Here is a 20,068-nt window from a genome sequence, read left to right as displayed (position 1 = left end):
CGTAAGGGGTGTTTCCTTAGGTGTTAACAGCGTTTCCAATTCAGTGCGGCCACTTCGGTTTTCCCGTCGCTACACCATGGGCGTGAGGTCATACCGCTGGCGCAACTCAGCACCAGCAGGGCAGTACCGCCCCACAGGCGCATGGCACGCACGGCACGGCATCAGGTGGTGATAGAAGGCGTCACGCGTAGCCAGCCATTCAGGTGAGGCCGTGACGGCGGTTTGAATGAAGTGCTGCGGTTCGTCGTCGTGCGGCTCAGTCTCACTCCGGCGTGTTGTGAGTGTTGATCCTGGCACGCCGTGTTGGTTTCTAAGCGCTGGCGCGCGCTCGGTTCTCGGTTGCTGGTGCTGCTCCAGGTGCGCCACAGTCTGTGGGTGGGATTGCTGGCTGCTGGTCTTGGCCATGCCGCGTGCCACGCTTTCACTCACTACAAAACGTGGCGCGGGCACTTTCTCCAGTTCGGTAAACAGTCCAGAAAGCAGGCTCATCGCGTAGCCTCGCACCGTGAAAACACACATACACATGTGCGTCTGGTTTCAAAAACACCGGCAACAGTGGCAACAGTGGCAACAACCGCTCTAGAACGGGCCTTCCAGGCGTTGCCAAACCCTCGTTTTTGTTGCCAGTGCTTTTTTACCGGCAACAGTGATAACCAAAGTGCGCAGTAGTGGCAGGCTCTTATATTCAGAATCGAGTTTGTGTTGCCACCTGTTGCCACTTCTTTTATTAACCGGCAACGGCTGAAAGCCCCGCCCCGCAAGGCCGTTGCCGGTGTTGCCACTGTTGCCAGTGGTTTTAGGTTCCTGTGTAATTGTGTTTGCTGGGTCGGGGCTGCTTTGTGTGCCTTCATACCCCGCCACCCTCGGTTTCTATCGCCGTCGGGTCTATCACATACAGCCGCGATTGACCGCCCCCGGGTAGTCGGTAGTTCTTGGTTTTGCGGTCGGTGTCGCGCCCGGCGATTGCTCCAGCGACCTCAAGCGCTTTGACCACCCGGCTCAAGCCATACCCGTGCGCCGCTTCCACTAGCGCCGGTCTGTTGAACAGATACAGCCGCTTGGTGCCAATCAATTCCCACCAGCCGGCGCGATTAAAAACCTTGGCGTCTGGTGTCGGCTCTTCCACGTCAGAGAATCGGCTACTGCCGTGCCTGTCGATAAAGTCGAGAATGCCGGCCAGTATCTGGCGATCCTCGGCATTGCCGCTGCCGACTCGGCTCAGCCACTCGCCATACAGCAACTGGCAATCAGCCAGGGCGCTACCCTGGGGCCATGGCAGCAGGCCGTATGCAATCGCCATTTCCCCAGCCAGGGCAATCACGGCGAAGCGATCCGCCACGCGCCCGGCTTGGGCGTTGTCTTCCACGAACTGACCGCGCACCTGGGCGAAGTCTTGCAGCAGGCCGGGCAGATCGTCAGCAGCTAGCAGTCGCTCAACAAAGGCCGGGCCTAAGTGGCCGTGCTGGTGAGCGACGGCCACGGTCAGCAGGCGGTGAAAGTCGGCACCCTCCAGGCCGTGCAGTTGGTCAAAGGCGCGGTGTGTGCGAGTGCCGGCGTTCACGTCCACCATGCGCAGCTCAGCACCAGCATGGGCGGCGTTGCCGGATATAGCAGCGTGCTCAGACAGCGAACGCTCACCACTGGACAGCGCCAGCAGCCGCCACGTCAGCTTAGGCCGGCCCTCGCGCTCGCGGGTCATGGTGCCTTTGCCCTGGCCGTTGGCGAGGGAGTAGGCCATGGCCTGCACCTGCTTGGGGTCAGCACGTTTGATTTCGTCCAGCGGCAGGATGGTGTCATTACGGCTGGCCGCTTCAATCTCAAGCCCGCCCTTGCTCATATCCCAGCTGGCAGCAAACACACCGGGATCACCCCACACCGATGAGCCCACCAGCTGCGCCAGGGACTTACCGCTGGAGCTATCGCCCACTAGGTGTACGCCGCCGCCGACCACCCCGACCAGGCTCAGCAGCGGCCCGGCCAGTGCGCAGCCAATGGCCAAGGTCAGTACCGGATTGCCCGCGCACTTGGCGGCCACCTCGGTTTGCCATTGCTCAAGCGTGCCGCTGGTGCTGTACAGGTTGAGGCTGCGTGCGCCGGCCTGATAACGCACGGTGTCGCTACCTATGGTGCGCTGGGGTAGCACGAACGCGCCCGAGGCGTGCCAGCCTGGCCGCGCCGTGGTGATAATGGTTTGTGCGGGGCGCTGCTCCAGTAGGTACTCCATAAACAAACCGCGCTTGCGTGGGGCGATGATGGCCCCCATGCCGAACAGTGCACGCCGGGCGTCTTCACCACTGCCGCCAAACACCTCCATTGGAATGATCCACTCCTTGGCACCGCTGTTGGTCAGCAGGCGCAGTAACCGGCCCTCGCTGCCGTCGTCGCTATTGGTGGTGCGCGCGGTCACGATCACGGGCGTGGCCAGCCAGTCGTCAGTGATAGGCCGGGCGGTTTCTTCGCTATCGTCGTCGCCCACCGCGGCGCGCTTGAAGCCGTGCCAGTAAACGCCTGGGCGTAGCTTGCGGCCCACCTCATTTGTTACCCAGTGTTCATACACGCCCCAACATGGCCGCTCGGGCGTGATGGTTGGCGAAGTGGGCGAAGGCACCAGGGATAAGGTCGGTTCGGCGGCGCTCATTGGGCTGCCCTCCAATTGGCGAGGTCGTTGAAGTCGGTCAGGTTGTTTGGCGCATCGGCTGGCCACAGAGGGAAGACCACCAGCCCGCCCACTGCCACGGCGGCTGCATTGGCCGCGGTACGCCCCGGGTTGCCCTCGGTCTGGCGGTCGTCGTCACCCGCGATGATGATCGAGGCGTGCGGGTGCTTCGCCCGCAGCGCCAGCGCTGTCGGTTTGAGGTTGCCGGCATTCATTGCACAGGCCACAGCGGCCCCGGTGTCGGCGTGGATCGTCGCGCCGGTAGCCCAGCCCTCGCAGACGTATAGCGGCGCACCCGGTGTAATAACGCCCAGTGGCGAATAGCACCCGATGACTATCCCGCCACTCAGGAAGCGCTTACTGCCGTCCAGGTAGATGCGTTGAAGGTTGGCCAACACGCCATTTCGCACCAACGGCACCAGCAGGGCGTCCCCGCGCTGGCGTAGGCCCTGGGTGCGCAGCCCTTTACGGATCAGATACGGGTGTGCAGGATCGGCGCGACGGGCGTCGCGCCACAGGCGGTTGGCATATTCAGCGGCGGCCTGCTGGCGCTGGTGCTGCTCGACTTGGCGCTGGCGGCGTGCCTGCTCGATGCGCTGGCGCACCTGCTCGGCCTCTCTGGCGTCCACTGGCTCACGGCTACACCAGGTGTGTGCGCTGCCGGCCTTCCAACTGCCGAACGCACCGGAGACGATGCCATCCAAGTACAGCACATACCAGCCGTTAAGGGTGCCGGCCTTGTCGTCCGGAACGTGGAAGCGTTGAATGCTGCCGTCGGCAATGGGCAGCCAATCAAGCAGTCCGAACGTGCTTTGCATGGCATCACGGAATGCGATTACACCGTCCATAGCAGCACCTCCAGTCCGGTCAGTAGCACCAGGTCGGCGCCAGCCGGTTGCAGCGCCAGCAACAGGGCGCGGGCTTTTTTCAGGCAAGCCGAACCCATCGGCGCATGGGCGCCGTTTTTTGTATGCATGGTGGTTACTCCTGCTGGGCGGTTGGCCAGAAGCCGGTGGCGGCCAGGAAAGCGTGGCCGGGCTGCTCGGCTTCTCGCGCCTCGATCACCTGGCGCTTGATGGCGTGTGTTTGCTGCTCGGCCTGCTCGCGCTCGGTCGGACGCAGATCAACGCGCACGATGCAGACCAGGGCGGCGGGCAGTGCGTCGCGGATCATGCCGGCCAGCTCAAGCGCCAGCCCGCCGATGGTCAGCGGTGGCAGTTCGCGGCGGCGTCCATCGCTGGGTTGGCAGACGGTGACGACGTGACCACGGGTGACGCTGCGTGACAAAGCGTGACGGCTCATTGCGCACCCCCTTGGGCTTCGGTGGGGCGGGCGGTGCCCGTTACCTGCGCCAAGCCGGGCACCAGCTCCAGCAGTGCGGCGTTTACTGCTTTCTGAGCGCGCCCCATATCATCGGCCTGGCGCATGGTGCCGGCGTCCAGCGCTTTGGCCCACTCTGGGAGATGGCCTTGAATGCGCAGTTCGTTAAGGATCGTCCAGACTTGCGAGGCATGGGCTCGCTCGGCTTGGAGTCGGCTAATCAGTGTTTCGATTTGAACGCTCATTGCGCACCTCCTACAGCTTCCAGGGTGCGGGCCTTGGCCATGGCTGCGTTGTAGCGAGCCAGGCGGACGGACAGGGAACAGTCGGCGCGCAGGGCGGCCAGGGCGCGGGCCTTCCAGGCGGCTGCGTGTGATGCGGACGGATTGCGGGTGGTTTGCATGGGTGGTGCTCCTTGGATTGTGGAGCTGCCACGAACCGTCGCCAAACGATTATGGGTGGCAGCTGTACGCGGGTTGGCGAACCGGCATCCAAGGGAACCGGCAGACCTTTCGGTCTCCCACGCACAGCCGCCATAACGGACTGCGGGCACAAAAAAAGCGCCAGCTGTCTGCGGTGCGGCGCTTGTGCGCCTTGGATAGTTCGGGTCGCCAAACCCGGTCACTGAATTTGCAGCGACGGTCGCACGATAACGCCGATGCGCCAGCTTGGCAATGGTCGGGAAGGTGCGTGCGGTATTCATGCGGCCAGCCTCCGTAGGTGCTTGCCCTGCAACTCATGCACATAGCGCAGCAGGTTGGACTTTCGTTCGGCGTAGGCCATGCCTTGGCCGATTAACACCGTGTCGCGCAGCTCGGCCAGGGTCACAAGCTCAAGCTCGGCGGCGTTCAACTGGTCACGGTTGCGGCCAGTGAAAGCCCCGGTGATGACCTCGTTAATCAATCGTGCTTCGTTGATGAAGTGGTGCCGCTGGGGCGTCTTGCCCTGCGCTTCACAGTTGAGCGCCAAGGCGTCGCACATTGCGCGGTAGCCGATTGCAGCCTCACGCCTGGCGCTGGCCCAAGGCTTCGGCTCGCCGCGCAACAGGGCGTCCACCTGCGTGTCACACCAGATTTCAAAGTCCACGGATAGCCAGCGGGCAAACTTCACCGCCAGCTTCGGGTGCAGCCAGGTTCCGCCACCGCGATCACTTCGGGCGCGACTCGTTTTTACATATGTGATTTCCCCATATGTACGTTGCAGAGCCTCCAGGTAGCGGGTCGCGTCGGGCAGCCTGAGCCACTGCGTAGGTTCTTTACCGAACCGCGCCGCCGCTTCCGTTGCATTGATCCAACCGTCAGCATTGAAGCGCACAGCCTGGCCGTCGTAGTCGAAGGGAATAATGCGCGCATTCATTGGCTCACCTCGCAGTCGTCCAGAAGTGCGCCGATGTAGTACAGCGCTATGCCGTGATGGGTACGGCCTTGCTCATCAGTCATGGTGATGCGGTGTGTCTTGATAGGATGCCCCTGCTCGCGTAGTTCCTTCGCGCGGGCTGCGGGCATCATGATGTTCAGTTCGGCGCGGGCGGTGATGGTGTCCACCGGGCCGAGGTGCAAGCGCGCTAACAGTCGGGCGCGCTGGGCATGGCCGCTGGTATCATTTACGTGCGTTTTCTTTGGGCTGGCCTGTTGGTCGGCCTTTTTTGTGCTCATCGTTTAGCCCTCCTGCCGCGCTTGTTGCTCAAGGCGAGCCTGAAGGGTTTGGCGCCGCTCACTGAAGGAAACGCCACCGCCGATCAGGATCTGATCCATGGCCCGCAAGTTCTCCAGGGTTTGAGCGTCCACCGTGTCAGCGAAAGTGCCCGCGGCACTATTCGGCGCCGTGCTATCGCATGTGCTGGATTTCCCGATTTCACGGCCGGCAAGGGCCTGTTTGACGAACTCGGCCAACGGGCTCGGCTTCCAGTCATCACCACGGCACTCAAGCCAACGGGCCAGGCCAGCAGCCAGTGCAGGATGGACCCACAGCCCTGCATCATGGTTATAGACGCCGTTGCCCCCGGCGTTTGGCGCCGCCGCCATATGGCCGCCAGGGGTGCCTGCAACGTGGCGAGTTATCCCGGCTGCGAGCAGGGCGCGCAGATATTCAGGTTTGCAGCGTTGGCGGACTCGGCTGTCTTGCCATTGTTCGCGCATAGGGCTGCCGTTGCACTCTGCGACCTGGGCAATGGTCGGCTGGGTGCCGTCGAGCATGATGTATTCGATGGGGTTGCGGCCGAACTGCTTAGCCAGCAGCGAGGCGTTAACCATGCCGTCAGCGTCAATAACAACAGTCGTCTGCTTGTGATGCAGGACAGTTAGATTGCTCATGCTGCCACCTCGCGCTGTGAGGCCAGCGAATCACACCAGGCCAATACCTCTGCTTCGATCCAGGCAACAGACTTGGGGCCAAGGTTCACTTGGGCGGGAAAGGTGCCGGCGGCAATGCGGCGGTAAATCTCGGAAGTGGAAAGGCTGGTGTAATCCTTCACCTTGGGTAGCTTGATAAAGCGGCGGGGAGGTAGGTTTTCACTGCTAGTAATTGCAGGCATTTTAAATCCTCTAGTCACGATTAGGTTGAGCTTGCTTGTGCTGCTCGTGAGCTAGAGGTATGTCACTGGGAGTGCATGGGAAGAGCTGGCTATTAAATTTAATAGACCTTTTGTTGGTTTAAAAAGCAGTCTTATATGCTTTTTAGTTTTATGTGCTCATCGTTTGGCGGCGTGTATCTCCACCGGTGGCAATGAGGTTGCCAGATTTGAAATATATAGCCCTCCCAAGGTGCTAGGCGAGTCAGTACAAATAACCGTGCTGATGAAGGATTGTCATATATAGAGGCGTTTTTGGCGTTATTGCCGCCTTATTTATCGCTCCAGTGACATAAGGCGCATATGGGGGCTTTTGGGCAACTACGCTGGCTTCGTTGCGCTCAAGCCTTACGCTTGATGCTAACCACGTTGGCTCCAGCGCGCAGGGCGTCTATCGAGTCGGCCCACGCTTGCATCATCTCCCGGCGCTGCTCCAGGTAGGCGGCGTGGTTGTAAGTGTCGCGCATTTCGTCGTCATCACCGTGGGCAAGCTGGCGCTCGATCCAATCCCGGTTGTAGCCGCGCCCATTAAGTTCGGTGCTCAGCAGGTGGCGGAAGCCGTGGCCGGTTTGCCGGCCTTTATAGCCGGTGTCAGCCAATGCCTTGTTGATGGTGTTTTCACTCATTGGGCGGTTGGTGTTGTTGCGCCCGGCAAATACCAATGCATAACCCCCGGTGACTTCTTGAAGCTGGCGCAGGATGGCAACGGCCTGGCGTGGCAGTGGCACCGAGTGGTCGCGTCGGGCTTTCATGCGCTCTTTCGGAATCGTCCAAGTGGCGGCCTCAAGGTCGAACTCGGCCCAGGGTGCGGCGCGCAATTCACCAGGGCGCACAGCCGTCAGCACCAGCAGGCGGATGGCGTGGCGGGTCAGGGTATTGATGTTGGCTGCTTCGATCTTGCTCAGCAGTTCGGGTAACTCTGCACAGGTGACGTGCGGATGGTGCCGCGTTGCTGGTGCGTGAGCTGCGATCACGTCCAAGTCAGTTGCTGGGTTTGCCTCTACCGACCCTTGTGCCAGGCCAAAGCGGAAAATCTGACTTAGCCATTGGCGGGTTTTCTTGGCGACGTTGTGCGCCCCGCGTGATTCGATCTTGCGGATTAGTGCTACCAGCTCAGGGCGGGTAATGGCCTTGACGGGGCGGTGGCCAAGGGCGGGCAATAAGTCAGACTCTAAGTAAGCAGCGGCCTTGTCGGCTGTGGACTTTGCCCAGCGTGGCGAGCGGTAAGCGTGCCACTCACGCGCCAGTTCCTCGAATGTCTGCGCCTCAAGTGCTTGCGCCTGTTTAGTGGCTTGGCGTTCTGCGCCTGGGTCTGCGCCTTCGTCCAGCAGTAAGCGGGCGTCATCACGCTTGCGGCGGGCCGCGGCCAAAGGCACGGCAGGATAGGCACCCAAGGAAAGCATTTTAGCTTTGCCGTTGAAGCGGTAGCGGTAGCGCCACAGCTTGGAGCCGGTTGGGGCGACCTCTAAGCACAGGCCGTTGCTGTCGGCTAAGCGATACAGCTTGTCCTTGGGCTTGGCTGTTTTGATTGCGGAATCGGTCAGCGGCATGGTGCCCCCGTGTGAGCCATGCCGGGCGGCGTTTGGCGGCTCAGGTGTGAGTAGATTTATCGACCAAACTCGATCTACTCACAAATCTACTCACAATCCAGTGGGCTTACAAGGTAACGGTAGGGAATTGCGGGCAATAAAAAACCGGCTCAAGTGGCCGGTTCTCTAGGGTTTCAGGTCGTTTCGGTACGTCCTGAGATGTTTGTATGGTGCCCCGGGGAGACTCGAACTCCCACTCCTTTCGAAAACGGATTTTGAATCCGCCGCGTCTACCGATTCCGCCACCGGGGCACGATGGCGGCGAAGTATAGGGATGCCGGTGGGGTTGGTCAATCGGCTTGCGTGGAATCCCTGATCTAGAGCCTTTTCAGGCAGTTAGGCGTCTTTCTTAAGCTACTCCGACGAGTGCGTTTGGCCTGCTCCTGGCCATTCGCTGCTGAGTCACGCCCATGCACTTTGGTGACGCAGCGGTGTAGCAATGGTGACGCAGAACTCAACAGCAAGACGCTTCCTCCTTTCCGATTCCTCGGTCGCTCGGATCAATTGTTCGGGCAGCACTCGGCAGGTTGTCCACGATAGCCACTTGGTGGGCTTCCAGATGGTCGCAGGGGCGCGCTCAAGGGTGTTTCGGGTTCGCCTGCGGGGTAGCTATAGGACGCTTGGCCATTGGCCTGTCATGAGCGCGGAGGAGGCCAGGGCGGCGGCGCTGGATGCCCTGAGAGCAAGGCTTGGGGTTGCTGGTAGGCAGGATGTTGCTCGGGTTGAGGCAGCGACACTCCCAGCACCAGCGCCTAAGCAAAAGACCAAGCCAGCACCGACACTGCAGGCGGTCTTCGATATGTATCGCAACACTCGCAAGCTGAAGGCATCCACTGCTGACGACTACCAGAAGGTCTTCAATCGCTATGCCGCTGACTGGCTGGAGCGAAGCTGGCTGGCTATTTCATCGGATGCTTTCGAGAAACGCTTCAATGAGGTCAGCACCAAGTCCAAGGCCCAGGCCAATCAGCTTGCCCGCATCTTTTCTGCTGTCTGGTCGTTCGGGGCTGCCAAACACGGCATCACGACGATTAACCCGACTCAGCGTCTCAAGGCGATGGGTGGGCTGCACCACATCAAGCCAAGGGATGGCATTATACCTGACTCACTGCAGCCACGGTGGTGGAGGGCTGTTGAGTCGCTGCCAGACAAGGAAGCATCGGCTGCCTTCGTATTCATATCCCTGACCGGTTGCAGAAGAGGGGAGGCGCTGAGGCTGAAGACCACTGACATTGATTGGCAGGGTAAGACGGTCACCTTCCACGACACCAAGAACGGCAGCGACCATAGGCTACCCCTCTGCAGGCGCCTATACGCGATGCTGAAGGTTCACTGTGAGGGGCGACAGGGGTTGGTCTTCCAGTTGTCGACCCGGCGCTTGGAGCTGGTGGTCGAGCATCTGGTCAAGCAGTTGCAGTTCAGTTGGTCACCCCATGACCTACGCAGGACGTTTGTCACGATTGCCCAGCGCACGCTCAAGGACTTGGCCACGGTCAAGCGTCTGGTCAACCACAGCGTGGGTGGTGACGTGACCATGAAGCACTACCTGAGACTGAGTGTGGAGGACTTGAGGGAGCCGATGCAGGCGGTGGAGGATGCTTTCGAGATGGTGCGTGGTTGTAGTGCATATGGAGAAGCCAGGATATAGGTATGTACATCCTGGCGTGTTCAGTTACTCCGCCTTCGAGGGAAGCGCAAACATCACAGCAGTTGCCCCTAAGATGTACCAACAGTTGCGGTTTAAGCCTGAGTCTTTCGAGAATTTCACATCTGTGATTCCGTCAGCGCCCTTGGCATATGCAGCAACTTTGAGGTCTATCAAAAGACTGCTTTCCTCGGGCTCTTTTTCAACCCAGCTGCGATGGCAGCGGCCTGCTTCAACTGGGCCTAGTACCTCGGCACCAGCCGGTAGCGCCTCATATTGACGTACCGTTCGGAGTGCTTCGCGTTGGTCTTTGAGGCTTGTATAAATCTGCTCATTGCCTACCTGCAGGTTGGAGGAGTACTGCGTGCATCCTGCGCTAGCCAGCAATACGGCTATCAAGGAAATCCTGAGCTTCAAGGAAATGTCTCCATGCGAATCAATTGGTTACCGGCTAAATGTCGGGAGGCATAGATTGCCAGAATGTTTTTGGTAGAAAAATCTGAGCTACCTCTTGTAGTAAGGAATTGGCCCTCTTCCCCCCGTATCGGGGGTACCATCGAGCGTCTCTACGGCTCAAAGAGTGGCGACATGAAGGTCGAAGGATTAATGCTTCAATGCAAGATCGGGATGAAAGCGCTCCACAACATGCTGGGTGCTGCTAATGGCTTTCATCTTTTGCTAGAGCGTCACGATGACCCTGTAGCGATTATCCCGGCGTCGATATTTCACTGGGCCGTCATTCGCTATACGAAGCCTTTTCTTAATCACAACATTGACGGGAAGCCTGTTCGATATAAAGAGAGCAGGGTTACCCGCGCAGAGGGCTTTGATGCAGCGATCCATCAGCATCTTCTGAGCATCCGAAACACTCTCATAGCACATGATGACCTTGACGCCATTCCTCCTCGGTTGCTCCTGCAGGGGACAGAGCTAAATGGACAGTTCACTCCCTTGAACGTGAGGATGTCGAATAAGTCCATTTCCCGGCCAAGTGAAAGGGCCACTGTTGAAGCTTTCAAGACCCACGCTAGCTCTGCAGTGCTGGCAATGCATTCTCACCTGAAGACTGACATAAGTAGGCTCAAGGACGCCGTCGCTGAAGACCCAGCATCCTTCTTCAGTGGGAGCAAATATCAGGTGCAAGAGAAGCTGTCTCCGGGGGAGAACGTCATCAGATTGGATGCGCATGATGCCTGGCTAGATATGGATACTCCTGACTTTTCAGCCATTCATGGAGGCTTCATTTACGAGACGTCAGGTATTGAAGAGATATTCGATTGGCCTCAGCTCTCAGGAAAGACTAATCCTTGACGGGGGCTGTTCGTGAGTAGCTCTTAATGTCCACTTGTGAGCCTGGTCGGCACTTGGGTTGCTAGAGCCTGCGACTGCTGTGACGACCAAGTTGGAGCTGGCTAGTCATACTTTACCCGACGCATGAAGGCGTCAAGCGCCAACGAGGCGTCTGTTGCGGTGCCTGGTGCGACGACTGAGAATGTTTGCAAGGCCTGCTCTGACTCAAGCTTGATAACCTGCACAGCAAGCCCGATTTTGATGCCATCCACGCTTGTTGAGTCAGCTGCAGTAATCCCCGGCAAGCCGCGCCATTGCACTGCTGTTGCCTTACAAGTAAGGCCGACCACACCGAAGGCGCCCCTGCAGGCTGAAAGTGCGCGCCTATCAAGATCGGTCTTGTCCGCTCCTGGGACTTGAATAAACATAATCTGCTCCGTGGAGCTCGGCCCAAGGTTGCGTTGCGCCGTAACGGTCGGCACCGCTATGCCGGCAATCGTATCCCGTGAGATGGCGAACAAGTCGGGCGTGAGAATCGTGACTCGAGCAGCTGGAATTGCCTGCTCTATCATCTCTTCTGACCATTGCGGATTGAAGAGTCTGTCGAGGCGGCTTTGCGAGGCTTCAATCCCGTTGAGCACTGTGCCGATCCTTTCTTCGTCGATATAAACAGTCTGGCCATTGGCTGATATTGGGGTGCGATTGGCCGCTGCTGCCAAGAAGCGCTCAGCGTTATCCACTGACGCAGCAATTTGCGGCTGGAGCCCCCGGAGATTGGCTGACATTTTGACAAAGCCAGGTGTCCTAACAACTTTCCGCTGCTCGTAGCTTTGTTGAATGCTCTTCCAGGTTTCCAACGGATAGCCGCTCGCCATGACTCTTGCTTGGTGCAGTGCTGCCACGATCTGATGAAGTGCCTCCGGTTCATTTTCAGCATCCGTCTTCAACAAGCGCCAGAATTCGTCGTGAACAGACTTATTTATAAAACCACTTTCGGCGTTCATCACTGACTGCATAACCATCCGCGCCTGAGCCAGAGCTGGCTCTGAGGCGTTGGCACTGCTGACACAAGCAAGCATGCTGAGTGCAAGGAGTAAGCTAGTGAAGGGTTTCGACATCATGTCAGGAGCTCGTCTCAGGTAGGGGGAGGAAGGATAAGGGCGTAGGGGGAGCTCTGCCAGTCGTATTGCTGGCGCTCATAAGCCAACCAACTCTCTCGCTACCTTCCAGGGCGTTCTCTTTGGGTATACCTCAGCGACAACAGCAACAGCCGCCTGACTTGTTGTCGTTTGGTATGGCCTTGACCACTCATACGGCAACATGCATAGTGACAACACCTAAACGACAACAAGGAGCTGTCACCAATGTTTGTCCGTGCGTATCTCCGGGCATCCACTACTGAGCAAGACGCTAGCCGAGCGCGGTCTGCCCTGGACGCCTTCGCCCAAAGCCATGGTCAGCACATCGCTAGCTACTACACCGAGAACGAAAGCGGCGCCTCTCTACAGCGCCCTGAGCTGTTCCGTCTGCTGGCCGACGCGAAGCCGGGGGATGTTCTCTTGGTTGAGCAGGTCGACCGTCTGAGCCGCCTCACTGAGGGCGACTGGCAGCAACTCCGGGCAACCATCAAGGCGAAGGAGGTGCGGGTCGTTGCCCTGGATCTGCCGACCTCTCACCAGTTCATGGCCAGCGCCAGCAATACCGCAGCCGATGCCTTCACCTCTCGGATGCTGGGCGCAATCAATGACATGCTGCTGGACATGCTCGCAGCGGTTGCCCGGAAGGACTACGAAGACAGGCGCAGACGCCAGAACGAAGGCATCACCAAGGCTAAAGCTCTGGGGGCTTACAAAGGCCGAGGCATCGACAAGGATAAGCACGCCAGCATCCTGGCCCTGTTGAACAAGGGAACAGGTATCAGAGAGACGGCCAAGCTCTTGAGGGTCAGCACCAGCACTGTGCTAAGAGCCAGAGACAAGGCCAGCGCCACAGCCTGAGGCCTATCACCAGTACCGCAAAGACGAAGCCCCTAGAGGTCACCCAACGGGGGCTTGGCGTATCTGGTGGTTGATAAACGGATACCTAGTCCGTGTCATAACCACCAGCAATTTAGGGCTTCACGGATTCCCCGTCCGTTGCACAACCACTGCCTGCATCTCCAACCCCCTGTTGTTTTCTCCTCTCCTCAAGTCCTTCCAGAAAACCCTCATGGCCCTGGAAGACGTCAACGCCCGTAACCGCGCAGTAGCCGCCAGCAAGATCGAGCAGGCCACGCTGCTGGAAGAACAAGCGGACGAGCTGCTGACCGAGGCCACCAAGGCCCAATCCATCGCCAACAACATCAAGGAACTGCTGGGCGAGAAGTAAGGCTCGCCCCCGTCTCCAACCAATTACCCCCAGTACTAGCAGAAAAGCACTGCAGGCCACCAAGGCCACGAATTGACCAGTCTTTAGGAGAGACACCATGAGCAACATCATCACCCGCGACTACAACGGTAACGTCTTCCAGTTTCGTGAGGATGGTTACTTCAACATGACCAAGGCCGCGAAGGAGTTTGGGAAGGAGGTCAAAGAGTTCCTTCGTCTTCCTTCCACTAATAAGTACGTCGAGGCTCTGGAAAAGGTGGGATTTTCACGCATTTATGAATCGCACCAGGGACGTAATGGTGGCACCTGGGGGCACCCCAAACTGGCCGTCTTCTTCGCCCGCTGGCTGGACGTAAAGTTCGCGGTGTTCTGCGACATGGTTATCCACGACATCCTGAACAAGAAGGCCGAGCTGACCATCACCAAGCCGGAAGAGTCTGCAGTGATGAATCGGTCTCAGTCGTTCGCTGACGCTCTGCGCCTAGCAGCCGAACTGGAAGAAAAGCGTGTAGCCCTGAAGCAGGAGAACACCGTCCTCCTGCCGAAAGCTGAAGGTTGCGACGCCACCGTGAGCAACAATGACCTCTATACCTCCACTCAGGTGGCTCACATGCTTGGTTTCCAGAGCGCTATCGCCGTCGATAGGGTCTTGCGCCACATCGGGTGGAAGTCGCGTCGTGATGCTGATACTCCCAGCAAGAGAGCAGTCGACAAGGGTTGGCTAGTCGTTCGCATGCTGCAGCGTGCGGGCAGCTACGACAGCATTCCCGAGGTCTTTGTAACCCAGAAGGGCTTCGACGAGCTGAGTCGCATCATCGGCGGTAGCGCCATAGAGGTGGCTTGATACTCAAGTCTGAACTACGCCCTGCGAGGCTCTCTCTACGAAGTTCAGAAGACCCTTGAAGCGTTCTTTGGGCGGTGTGAAGTCACCGTCCGCGAGAACGAGCCGCTGACGCCCCTTTACCCCCAGTAATAGCAGAAAAGAAAACCGCTCCAGGCGGCGTCTTTCCTGCCTCTCAGCACTCCCCCGGCGACTCCTCCCGACACCCTGCAGGGCTACCCCTAGCGGGGCGCTGGCGTTCGCCTATCACACAGGAACACTACCCGATGAAGCATCAACTGCCTGCGCCCCTGGTGCGCTTCCACGTTCATATGCTCCGAGACCATGCCACCCAGTTGGTCGCCCTGGCCAACGCCTTGGCGAAACGGAAGGGGCGCGATACACGCCTGGGCGAAGCCCTGGAGCTGGCCCTGGTTGCTGGCCTGAGCAAATCACTTGCCGACCTCTTGGATCTTGCCCAGGACGACAAGGATGCCCCTCACTGGCTGAAGCTTGGCCCAGTCAATCGCATGGGCGGGAAGGCGCTCACTCCGGCTGAACTGAGCCGCTAAGGGGGACGCATGGAACAACTACCGAGCGTCACGATCGCCGATGTTGAAACCAAGACTGTGGATGTTGTCCCCTGCGGGCTTGGCCTGCGTTTCTATGTTGACGTTGCGTCAGGCGAAATACTGAACCCCACTGAACAAATGCTGGAAAAGCCCGCTGCACTAACGAAGCGTGACCTGAGGGATGCCCCTTATGTTGGGCTTGATACGCCTTGGCCAAATGACGCCAGGAACGAAGAGGAGCTGTGGCAGGCTGTCCAGACATTTGACTGGTGGGCCGACCGGCTGGTTTATGACGCCGACAATATCCTAGACCTTCTTGATGTCGGACTGAGCGACAAGGCGGTCAGGCTTTTCAAGCATCTTGCGCGTGCGTTGTCGGCTCGCAATATCTGGTATGGCTCCGTGGCCGAGTTATCCAAGGCGCTTTATACCCCGCTGCGAAACATAGAGCGGGCTTTGTCTGATCTGGAGCGACACCGTCTGATTGAGCGAAAGCATCAGGGGCGTTACTGGCCAATGAAAATCAGCCTTCACCCTTGGTATGCCTGGAGAGGTGACCTTCAAGCCAGAAGCCACGCATTGCAGCAATGGGTGTTCAGAACCGCCAAAACTGGCGGCTGATATTGCCTGCAGGCCGCTTGTATCAGAGGGTATGGAAAGCCCCCAATAATATAAAAGACCACCAAGACCAGTACCTCCAAGAGGCCTCCGGGGGTTCGCTCTGGTGCAGTTGCTGTAGTTGCTCCCATCAAAGGCAAACCAAGCAAAGACCAACACCTGGGCCATCTCCAGGCGCAACTCTCAGCGTCACCCTCAGCCATCACATGGTATCTCCTTAAAGCTTGGTCTTCCCCCGAAGGCCTTCGGCCTCGACTACCTGACCGGCATCACCGGAGGTCTCCACCTGAGAAACGTCAGGAGGGAGAGGTCTGCCTGCACTTCAGACAAGGAACACTTACCCATGAGCACCTACACGATCTACACCGACGGCGCATGCACCAACAACGGAAAGCCCAACGCCAGAGCTGGCTGGGGCGCTGTTCTGACCAACCCGCAAGGCGACACCCTGGAGATTGCCGGGCCAGTCCCCGAGGCCCAGGAGCAGACTAACAGCCGAGCCGAACTCATGGCCTTGGTCGAGGCTCTGGAACGATGCACTCAGCCTGCACCTATCACCCTGCGCACCGATAGCGAGTACATCGCCAACGCCTGCAATGGGGGCTTGGAAGGCTGGAAGGCCAAGGGCTGGAAGAAGGCCGACAAGAAGCCACCGAAGCACCTCGACTTATGGCAACGCCTGGCTCAACTACTGCTGGAGAAGGACGTCACTGTCAGGTGGTTAAGGGGCCACAATGGCACGCAAGGTAACGAGCGGGCAGATGTTCTGGCGAGGCTTGGGGCGACCGGGAGGACGTACAAAAAACGAGTCAGGAGAGTGGCTGAGGAAGTGGCGTAGAAGGGAATCTTGAAGCCGATTGACGAGGCTGTCAGGATCGAGTCTTAACCGTGACTCAGCGGTGTAGCAGCGGCCTTGATGGCCTGAAAGGTGCGATCTAGAGGGGTTTGGTAGTTGGCTGGAGTCATTTTGAATCCGCCGCGTCTACCGATTCCGCCACCGGGGCACGATGGCGGCGAAGTATAGGGATGCGTCTGGCGCGGGTCAATCGGCGTTGCTGTTGTTCTCTGGTCAATGGTGAGTCCGTCTGTTTGCAGGCCGTTGTCATCGGGGGGGCAGCGTTGTTGTTACGGTTTGCCGGTTCAAGGCGGCGAGCGTGATGGCTATGGCCTGTATATAGTGGCGCTGGCGTATATCCAGTCATGGAGGAGGGTGTGATCAGAATCTTCTGCGGAGCGTTTTTTGTTAGTCTGCTGCTGGCGCCAACTGCCCGTGCTGCACCATTGGTCTACGGCGTTACTGACGAAAGCTGGGCGCCCTACTGGATTGTCGAGCAGCAGCACGTGAGCGGTATTCTTCATGAATTCATGCTCGCACTGGATGAGCGCTTGCCAGAACAGTTGCAAGCCAGTCGTCCCTTGCCGCCGCTGCGCACGCAGAAGCTGTTTCGCGAGGGGGAGCTACAGATTGAGTGTTGCGTGAGCAAGCACTGGCGCCGTGATGCCGGGCAGGGTGAGGTGTCGTTGTGGACGGTGCCGGTGCTCGAGGGCGAGGAGATGCTGGTTTTCGCGCCAGGCAGGCGTTTTGCCTATCAACGGCTGCAGGATTTGCGCGGGCGTTCGATTGCGACCGTGCGTGGTTATGGCTACGTCGGCAGTGAGTATTTCCAGCGTCACGATGGTGCTGATGTGCAGGCGCTGATTCACCTGGTCGCGCAGGGGCGTAGCGAGGCCGGTATTCTGAATCGTCTCGAATGGCGCTACCTGCAGCATGAGCATGCGATGTTGCAGGGGGCTCGTTGGCAGGTAGAGGAGGGGCCGACGATCAATCGCTCTCAGTTGCGTCTGCGCCTGCATCGGCAGCAGGCGAACAGGTTGGCGGCTTTTAATGCTGCGATCCGTTCTCTGCAGGCCGATGGCACCCTGGCGCGTATCGTTGCCCGCTATGCCCCGCAGGCTCACGTGGTCGGGCCAGTGGAAATCCGGTAAGCTCTGCGACCCTGCAAAAATACCCCCTCCGAATCATGCGTGTTGCCGATTTTCACTTCGACCTTCCCGAATCGCTGATTGCCCGTCATCCGCTGGCTGAGCGTCGTGCCAGCCGCCTGTTGCAGCTTGACGGGCCAACGGGTGCGCTGCGCCATGGCCAGTTCACCGATGTACTGGAGCAACTGCGCCCTGGTGATCTGATGGTGTTCAACGACACGCGGGTAATCCCGGCGCGTCTGTTCGGCCAGAAGGCGTCCGGCGGCAAGCTGGAGGTGTTGGTCGAGCGTGTGCTCGATCAGTATCGGGTGCTGGCGCACGTGCGTTCGAGCAAGTCGCCCAAGCCGGGGTCGCAGATTCATATCGACGGTGGCGCAGAGGCCGAGATGGTCGCGCGCCACGATGCGCTGTTCGAGCTGCGTTTTGCCGAGCCTGTGCTGCCGCTGCTGGAGCGTGTCGGCCATATGCCGCTGCCTCCTTATATAGACAGACCGGACGACGAAGCGGATCGCGAGCGTTATCAGACCGTCTATGCGCAGAAGGCGGGGGCCGTCGCTGCGCCGACTGCCGGTCTGCACTTCGATGACGAGCTGTTGGCGGCGATCCGTGCCAAGGATGTGGCAACCGCATTCGTGACCTTGCACGTCGGTGCGGGCACCTTCCAGCCGGTGCGGGTCGAGCGTATCGAAGATCACCACATGCACAGCGAGTGGCTGGAGGTTGGCCAGGATGTGGTCGACGCCGTGGTGGCCTGCCGGGCGCGTGGCGGGCGCGTGGTTGCCGTGGGTACCACCAGCGTGCGCTCCCTGGAGACGGCCGCGCGCGATGGCGAGTTGAAACCCTTCAGCGGTGATACCGATATCTTCATTTATCCAGGACGCCCCTTCCATGTGGTCGATGCCCTGGTGACCAACTTCCACCTGCCCGAGTCGACCCTGCTGATGCTGGTGTCGGCCTTTGCCGGTTATGCCGAAACCATGGCCGCCTACCGCGAGGCCGTGGCGCAGGGCTATCGCTTCTTCAGTTACGGTGATGCCATGTTCATCACCCGCAATCCCGCCGCGCGCGGGCCCGAGGTTTGAGTATGTCGCGCACCTGTCGCATGTCCTTCGAGTTGCTGGCCACCGACGGCAAGGCCCGTCGTGGTCGCCTGACCTTTCCGCGTGGCGTGGTGGAAACCCCGGCCTTCATGCCGGTGGGTACCTATGGCACGGTCAAGGGCATGTTGCCGCGTGATATCGAAGACATCGGCGCGCAGATCATCCTCGGCAACACCTTCCACCTGTGGCTGCGCCCGGGCATGGAGGTGATCAAGAAGCACGGCGACCTGCACGACTTCATGCAGTGGCAGGGGCCGATCCTCACCGACTCCGGTGGCTTCCAGGTGTTCAGCCTGGGCGCCATGCGCAAGATCAAGGAGGAGGGGGTGTACTTCGCCTCGCCGGTCGACGGCGCCAAGGTGTTCATGGGGCCGGAAGAGTCGATGCAGGTGCAGCGCGACCTGGGCTCGGACATCGTGATGATCTTCGACGAATGCACGCCCTATCCGGCCGAGTTCGACGTGGCCAAGCGCTCCATGGAGCTGTCGCTGCGTTGGGCCAAGCGCTCGAAGACCGCACACGGTGAGAGCAGCGCGGCGCTGTTCGGCATCGTCCAGGGCGGCATGCACGAGGAGCTGCGCATGCGCTCGCTGGAAGGCCTGTGCGAGATCGGCTTCGACGGGCTGGCCATCGGCGGCCTCTCGGTGGGCGAGCCGAAGGAGGAGATGATCCGCGTGCTGGATTTCCTGCCGCCGCAGATGCCGGCCGACAAACCGCGCTATCTGATGGGCGTAGGCAAGCCGGAAGATCTGGTCGAGGGCGTGCGCCGTGGCGTGGACATGTTCGATTGCGTGATGCCCACGCGCAACGCGCGCAACGGCCACCTGTTCGTCGATACCGGTGTGGTGAAGATCCGCAACGCCGTGCACAAACACGATGATTCGCCGCTGGATCCGACCTGCGACTGTTACACCTGCAAACATTTCTCACGCGCTTATCTGCATCATCTGGACAAGTGCGGCGAAATGCTCGGTAGCATGCTCAATACCATCCATAACTTGCGGCACTATCAGCGGGTTATGGCTGGTTTGCGCGAGGCTATCGGACAGGGTACATTGGCCGCCTTTGTCGATGCCTTCTATGCCAAGCGTGGCCTGCCTGTGCCGCCGTTGGACTGATTTCCCGAACGTTTGAAGATCCTTTCCATTAGGAGTGTTACATGAGCTTTTTCATCCCCGCCGCCTACGCTGACACCGCAGCTGCTGGCCCTGCCGGCAGTGGTTTCGAGTGGGTTTTCCTGATCGGCTTCCTGGTCATCTTCTACCTGATGATCTGGCGTCCGCAGGCCAAGCGTGCCAAAGAGCACAAGAACCTGCTTGGCAGCCTGCAGAAGGGCGACGAAGTGGTCACCAGCGGCGGTATCGCCGGCAAGGTGTCCAAAGTTGCCGATGATTTCGTGGTGATCGAAGTGTCCGACAGCGTCGAGCTGAAATTCCAGAAGCAGGCCATCGCCGCCACTCTGCCCAAGGGCACGCTGAAAGCCATCTGATTCGGTTCTCGGTTTTTCCATTCCACGGGGCGCTTTTAGCGCCCCGCGTT

The 20,068-nt window shown here is 59.4% G+C and carries 25 protein-coding genes and 1 tRNA gene; 12 read left to right on the top strand and 14 right to left on the bottom strand.

Annotation, left to right across the window (positions count from 1 at the left end):
• Positions 1-847: 847 nt before the first annotated feature.
• From J7655_RS16000 to J7655_RS15945, 12 genes are all read right to left on the bottom strand, one after another.
• Positions 848-2,638 carry a DUF927 domain-containing protein gene (locus tag J7655_RS16000; protein ID WP_230925284.1) on the bottom strand — a complete coding sequence of 597 codons (1,791 nt, stop codon included), beginning with the start codon at positions 2,636-2,638 and terminating at the stop codon, positions 848-850.
• Positions 2,635-3,474: a toprim domain-containing protein gene (locus tag J7655_RS15995; RefSeq protein WP_230925283.1), complete on the bottom strand. Its 840-nt coding sequence runs from the start codon at positions 3,472-3,474 to the stop codon at positions 2,635-2,637. The genes J7655_RS16000 and J7655_RS15995 overlap by 4 nt, the downstream gene beginning before the upstream one ends.
• A 17-nt stretch (positions 3,475-3,491) precedes the next feature.
• Positions 3,492-3,632, bottom strand: coding sequence for a hypothetical protein (locus tag J7655_RS15990; protein WP_230925282.1), 141 nt, complete (start codon positions 3,630-3,632; stop codon positions 3,492-3,494).
• 5 nt (positions 3,633-3,637) lie between these two features.
• Complete coding sequence (locus J7655_RS15985) at positions 3,638-3,958, bottom strand: hypothetical protein (RefSeq protein ID WP_230925281.1); 321 nt, start codon at positions 3,956-3,958, stop codon at positions 3,638-3,640.
• Positions 3,955-4,221, bottom strand: coding sequence for a hypothetical protein (locus tag J7655_RS15980; protein ID WP_230925280.1), 267 nt, complete (start codon positions 4,219-4,221; stop codon positions 3,955-3,957). Before J7655_RS15980 ends, J7655_RS15985 begins: the two co-directional genes overlap by 4 nt.
• Positions 4,218-4,379, bottom strand: a complete 162-nt coding sequence (locus tag J7655_RS15975; RefSeq protein ID WP_230925279.1) for a hypothetical protein — start codon at positions 4,377-4,379, stop codon at positions 4,218-4,220. The genes J7655_RS15980 and J7655_RS15975 overlap by 4 nt, the downstream gene beginning before the upstream one ends.
• Positions 4,380-4,675: 296 nt before the next feature.
• Complete coding sequence (locus J7655_RS15970) at positions 4,676-5,332, bottom strand: KilA-N domain-containing protein (protein WP_230925278.1); 657 nt, start codon at positions 5,330-5,332, stop codon at positions 4,676-4,678.
• On the bottom strand, positions 5,329-5,631 hold the full coding sequence (locus J7655_RS15965) for a helix-turn-helix domain-containing protein (protein WP_230925277.1): 303 nt from the start codon (positions 5,629-5,631) through the stop codon (positions 5,329-5,331). Before J7655_RS15965 ends, J7655_RS15970 begins: the two co-directional genes overlap by 4 nt.
• Positions 5,632-5,634: 3 nt before the next feature.
• Positions 5,635-6,288: a KilA-N domain-containing protein gene (locus J7655_RS15960; protein ID WP_230925276.1), complete on the bottom strand. Its 654-nt coding sequence runs from the start codon at positions 6,286-6,288 to the stop codon at positions 5,635-5,637.
• Positions 6,285-6,509: a helix-turn-helix transcriptional regulator gene (locus J7655_RS15955; protein WP_230925275.1), complete on the bottom strand. Its 225-nt coding sequence runs from the start codon at positions 6,507-6,509 to the stop codon at positions 6,285-6,287. The genes J7655_RS15960 and J7655_RS15955 overlap by 4 nt, the downstream gene beginning before the upstream one ends.
• A gap of 377 nt (positions 6,510-6,886) precedes the next feature.
• Positions 6,887-8,095, bottom strand: coding sequence for a tyrosine-type recombinase/integrase (locus J7655_RS15950; RefSeq protein WP_230925274.1), 1,209 nt, complete (start codon positions 8,093-8,095; stop codon positions 6,887-6,889).
• 207 nt (positions 8,096-8,302) lie between these two features.
• Positions 8,303-8,386 (bottom strand) — tRNA-Leu (locus tag J7655_RS15945).
• Between the two features lie 547 nt (positions 8,387-8,933).
• Between J7655_RS15945 and J7655_RS15940 the strand changes: the two genes are divergently transcribed.
• The gene (locus J7655_RS15940; protein ID WP_230925273.1) at positions 8,934-9,782 is read left to right on the top strand and encodes a tyrosine-type recombinase/integrase; all 849 of its coding nucleotides are present in this window, start codon (positions 8,934-8,936) and stop codon (positions 9,780-9,782) included.
• Positions 9,783-9,806: 24 nt separating this feature from the next.
• Here the strand turns inward: J7655_RS15940 and J7655_RS15935 are convergent, their stop codons facing one another.
• On the bottom strand, positions 9,807-10,196 hold the full coding sequence (locus J7655_RS15935; RefSeq protein ID WP_230925272.1) for a hypothetical protein: 390 nt from the start codon (positions 10,194-10,196) through the stop codon (positions 9,807-9,809).
• A gap of 171 nt (positions 10,197-10,367) precedes the next feature.
• On the opposite strand from J7655_RS15935, the gene J7655_RS15930 reads away from it, so the two are divergent.
• Positions 10,368-11,090, top strand: a complete 723-nt coding sequence (locus J7655_RS15930) for a hypothetical protein (protein WP_230925271.1) — start codon at positions 10,368-10,370, stop codon at positions 11,088-11,090.
• 101 nt (positions 11,091-11,191) lie between these two features.
• Here J7655_RS15930 and J7655_RS15925 read toward each other — a convergent pair whose 3' ends face one another.
• Positions 11,192-12,190: a hypothetical protein gene (locus tag J7655_RS15925; protein ID WP_230925270.1), complete on the bottom strand. Its 999-nt coding sequence runs from the start codon at positions 12,188-12,190 to the stop codon at positions 11,192-11,194.
• Between the two features lie 243 nt (positions 12,191-12,433).
• Between J7655_RS15925 and J7655_RS15920 the strand changes: the two genes are divergently transcribed.
• The 10 genes from J7655_RS15920 to yajC all read left to right on the top strand — a co-directional run bounded on the left by J7655_RS15920 (position 12,434) and on the right by yajC (position 20,018).
• Positions 12,434-13,066 (top strand): recombinase family protein, encoded by a 633-nt coding sequence (locus J7655_RS15920; RefSeq protein ID WP_230925269.1) that lies wholly within the window; start codon positions 12,434-12,436, stop codon positions 13,064-13,066.
• 211 nt (positions 13,067-13,277) lie between these two features.
• On the top strand, positions 13,278-13,436 hold the full coding sequence (locus J7655_RS15915; RefSeq protein WP_230925268.1) for a hypothetical protein: 159 nt from the start codon (positions 13,278-13,280) through the stop codon (positions 13,434-13,436).
• 97 nt (positions 13,437-13,533) lie between these two features.
• On the top strand, positions 13,534-14,280 hold the full coding sequence (locus tag J7655_RS15910; protein ID WP_230925267.1) for a KilA-N domain-containing protein: 747 nt from the start codon (positions 13,534-13,536) through the stop codon (positions 14,278-14,280).
• A gap of 263 nt (positions 14,281-14,543) precedes the next feature.
• Positions 14,544-14,828 (top strand): hypothetical protein, encoded by a 285-nt coding sequence (locus J7655_RS15905; protein WP_230925266.1) that lies wholly within the window; start codon positions 14,544-14,546, stop codon positions 14,826-14,828.
• 9 nt (positions 14,829-14,837) lie between these two features.
• On the top strand, positions 14,838-15,449 hold the full coding sequence (locus J7655_RS15900; protein ID WP_230925265.1) for a hypothetical protein: 612 nt from the start codon (positions 14,838-14,840) through the stop codon (positions 15,447-15,449).
• Between the two features lie 340 nt (positions 15,450-15,789).
• A complete protein-coding gene (locus tag J7655_RS15895; RefSeq protein WP_230925264.1) occupies positions 15,790-16,284 on the top strand; it encodes a ribonuclease H family protein in 495 nt (164 codons plus the stop codon).
• 374 nt (positions 16,285-16,658) lie between these two features.
• Positions 16,659-17,432 carry a substrate-binding periplasmic protein gene (locus tag J7655_RS15890; protein WP_230925263.1) on the top strand — a complete coding sequence of 258 codons (774 nt, stop codon included), beginning with the start codon at positions 16,659-16,661 and terminating at the stop codon, positions 17,430-17,432.
• A 35-nt stretch (positions 17,433-17,467) separates the two neighbouring features.
• Entirely contained in the window at positions 17,468-18,511 is a 1,044-nt protein-coding gene (queA, locus tag J7655_RS15885) for a tRNA preQ1(34) S-adenosylmethionine ribosyltransferase-isomerase QueA (RefSeq protein WP_230925262.1), read from the top strand.
• Positions 18,512-18,531: 20 nt separating this feature from the next.
• Complete coding sequence (tgt, locus tag J7655_RS15880; RefSeq protein WP_230927742.1) at positions 18,532-19,647, top strand: tRNA guanosine(34) transglycosylase Tgt; 1,116 nt, start codon at positions 18,532-18,534, stop codon at positions 19,645-19,647.
• 41 nt (positions 19,648-19,688) lie between these two features.
• Positions 19,689-20,018: a preprotein translocase subunit YajC gene (gene yajC / locus J7655_RS15875; RefSeq protein ID WP_169970631.1), complete on the top strand. Its 330-nt coding sequence runs from the start codon at positions 19,689-19,691 to the stop codon at positions 20,016-20,018.
• Positions 20,019-20,068 lie beyond the last annotated feature (50 nt).

It is taken from the genome of Pseudomonas wenzhouensis (genome assembly GCF_021029445.1).
Classification (GTDB): domain Bacteria; phylum Pseudomonadota; class Gammaproteobacteria; order Pseudomonadales; family Pseudomonadaceae; genus Aquipseudomonas; species Aquipseudomonas wenzhouensis.
The sequence above is the reverse complement of the archived record's forward strand: the minus strand, read 5'-3'. Positions and strand labels throughout refer to the sequence as shown.

Excerpts from the sequence above, each read along its gene's own strand:
- J7655_RS16000 (WP_230925284.1), bottom strand. The coding sequence starts at position 2,638 with ATGAGCGCCGCCGAACCGACCTTATCCCTGGTGCCTTCGCCCACTTCG.
- J7655_RS15995 (WP_230925283.1), bottom strand. The coding sequence starts at position 3,474 with ATGCAAAGCACGTTCGGACTGCTTGATTGGCTGCCCATTGCCGACGGC.
- J7655_RS15990 (WP_230925282.1), bottom strand. The coding sequence starts at position 3,632 with ATGCATACAAAAAACGGCGCCCATGCGCCGATGGGTTCGGCTTGCCTG.
- J7655_RS15985 (WP_230925281.1), bottom strand. The coding sequence starts at position 3,958 with ATGAGCCGTCACGCTTTGTCACGCAGCGTCACCCGTGGTCACGTCGTC.
- J7655_RS15980 (WP_230925280.1), bottom strand. The coding sequence starts at position 4,221 with ATGAGCGTTCAAATCGAAACACTGATTAGCCGACTCCAAGCCGAGCGA.
- J7655_RS15975 (WP_230925279.1), bottom strand. The coding sequence starts at position 4,379 with ATGCAAACCACCCGCAATCCGTCCGCATCACACGCAGCCGCCTGGAAG.
- J7655_RS15970 (WP_230925278.1), bottom strand. The coding sequence starts at position 5,332 with ATGAATGCGCGCATTATTCCCTTCGACTACGACGGCCAGGCTGTGCGC.
- J7655_RS15965 (WP_230925277.1), bottom strand. The coding sequence starts at position 5,631 with ATGAGCACAAAAAAGGCCGACCAACAGGCCAGCCCAAAGAAAACGCAC.
- J7655_RS15960 (WP_230925276.1), bottom strand. The coding sequence starts at position 6,288 with ATGAGCAATCTAACTGTCCTGCATCACAAGCAGACGACTGTTGTTATT.
- J7655_RS15955 (WP_230925275.1), bottom strand. The coding sequence starts at position 6,509 with ATGCCTGCAATTACTAGCAGTGAAAACCTACCTCCCCGCCGCTTTATC.
- J7655_RS15950 (WP_230925274.1), bottom strand. The coding sequence starts at position 8,095 with ATGCCGCTGACCGATTCCGCAATCAAAACAGCCAAGCCCAAGGACAAG.
- J7655_RS15940 (WP_230925273.1), top strand. The coding sequence starts at position 8,934 with ATGTATCGCAACACTCGCAAGCTGAAGGCATCCACTGCTGACGACTAC.
- J7655_RS15930 (WP_230925271.1), top strand. The coding sequence starts at position 10,368 with ATGAAGGTCGAAGGATTAATGCTTCAATGCAAGATCGGGATGAAAGCG.
- J7655_RS15925 (WP_230925270.1), bottom strand. The coding sequence starts at position 12,190 with ATGATGTCGAAACCCTTCACTAGCTTACTCCTTGCACTCAGCATGCTT.
- J7655_RS15920 (WP_230925269.1), top strand. The coding sequence starts at position 12,434 with ATGTTTGTCCGTGCGTATCTCCGGGCATCCACTACTGAGCAAGACGCT.
- J7655_RS15915 (WP_230925268.1), top strand. The coding sequence starts at position 13,278 with ATGGCCCTGGAAGACGTCAACGCCCGTAACCGCGCAGTAGCCGCCAGC.
- J7655_RS15910 (WP_230925267.1), top strand. The coding sequence starts at position 13,534 with ATGAGCAACATCATCACCCGCGACTACAACGGTAACGTCTTCCAGTTT.
- J7655_RS15905 (WP_230925266.1), top strand. The coding sequence starts at position 14,544 with ATGAAGCATCAACTGCCTGCGCCCCTGGTGCGCTTCCACGTTCATATG.
- J7655_RS15900 (WP_230925265.1), top strand. The coding sequence starts at position 14,838 with ATGGAACAACTACCGAGCGTCACGATCGCCGATGTTGAAACCAAGACT.
- J7655_RS15895 (WP_230925264.1), top strand. The coding sequence starts at position 15,790 with ATGAGCACCTACACGATCTACACCGACGGCGCATGCACCAACAACGGA.
- queA (WP_230925262.1), top strand. The coding sequence starts at position 17,468 with ATGCGTGTTGCCGATTTTCACTTCGACCTTCCCGAATCGCTGATTGCC.
- tgt (WP_230927742.1), top strand. The coding sequence starts at position 18,532 with ATGTCCTTCGAGTTGCTGGCCACCGACGGCAAGGCCCGTCGTGGTCGC.
- yajC (WP_169970631.1), top strand. The coding sequence starts at position 19,689 with ATGAGCTTTTTCATCCCCGCCGCCTACGCTGACACCGCAGCTGCTGGC.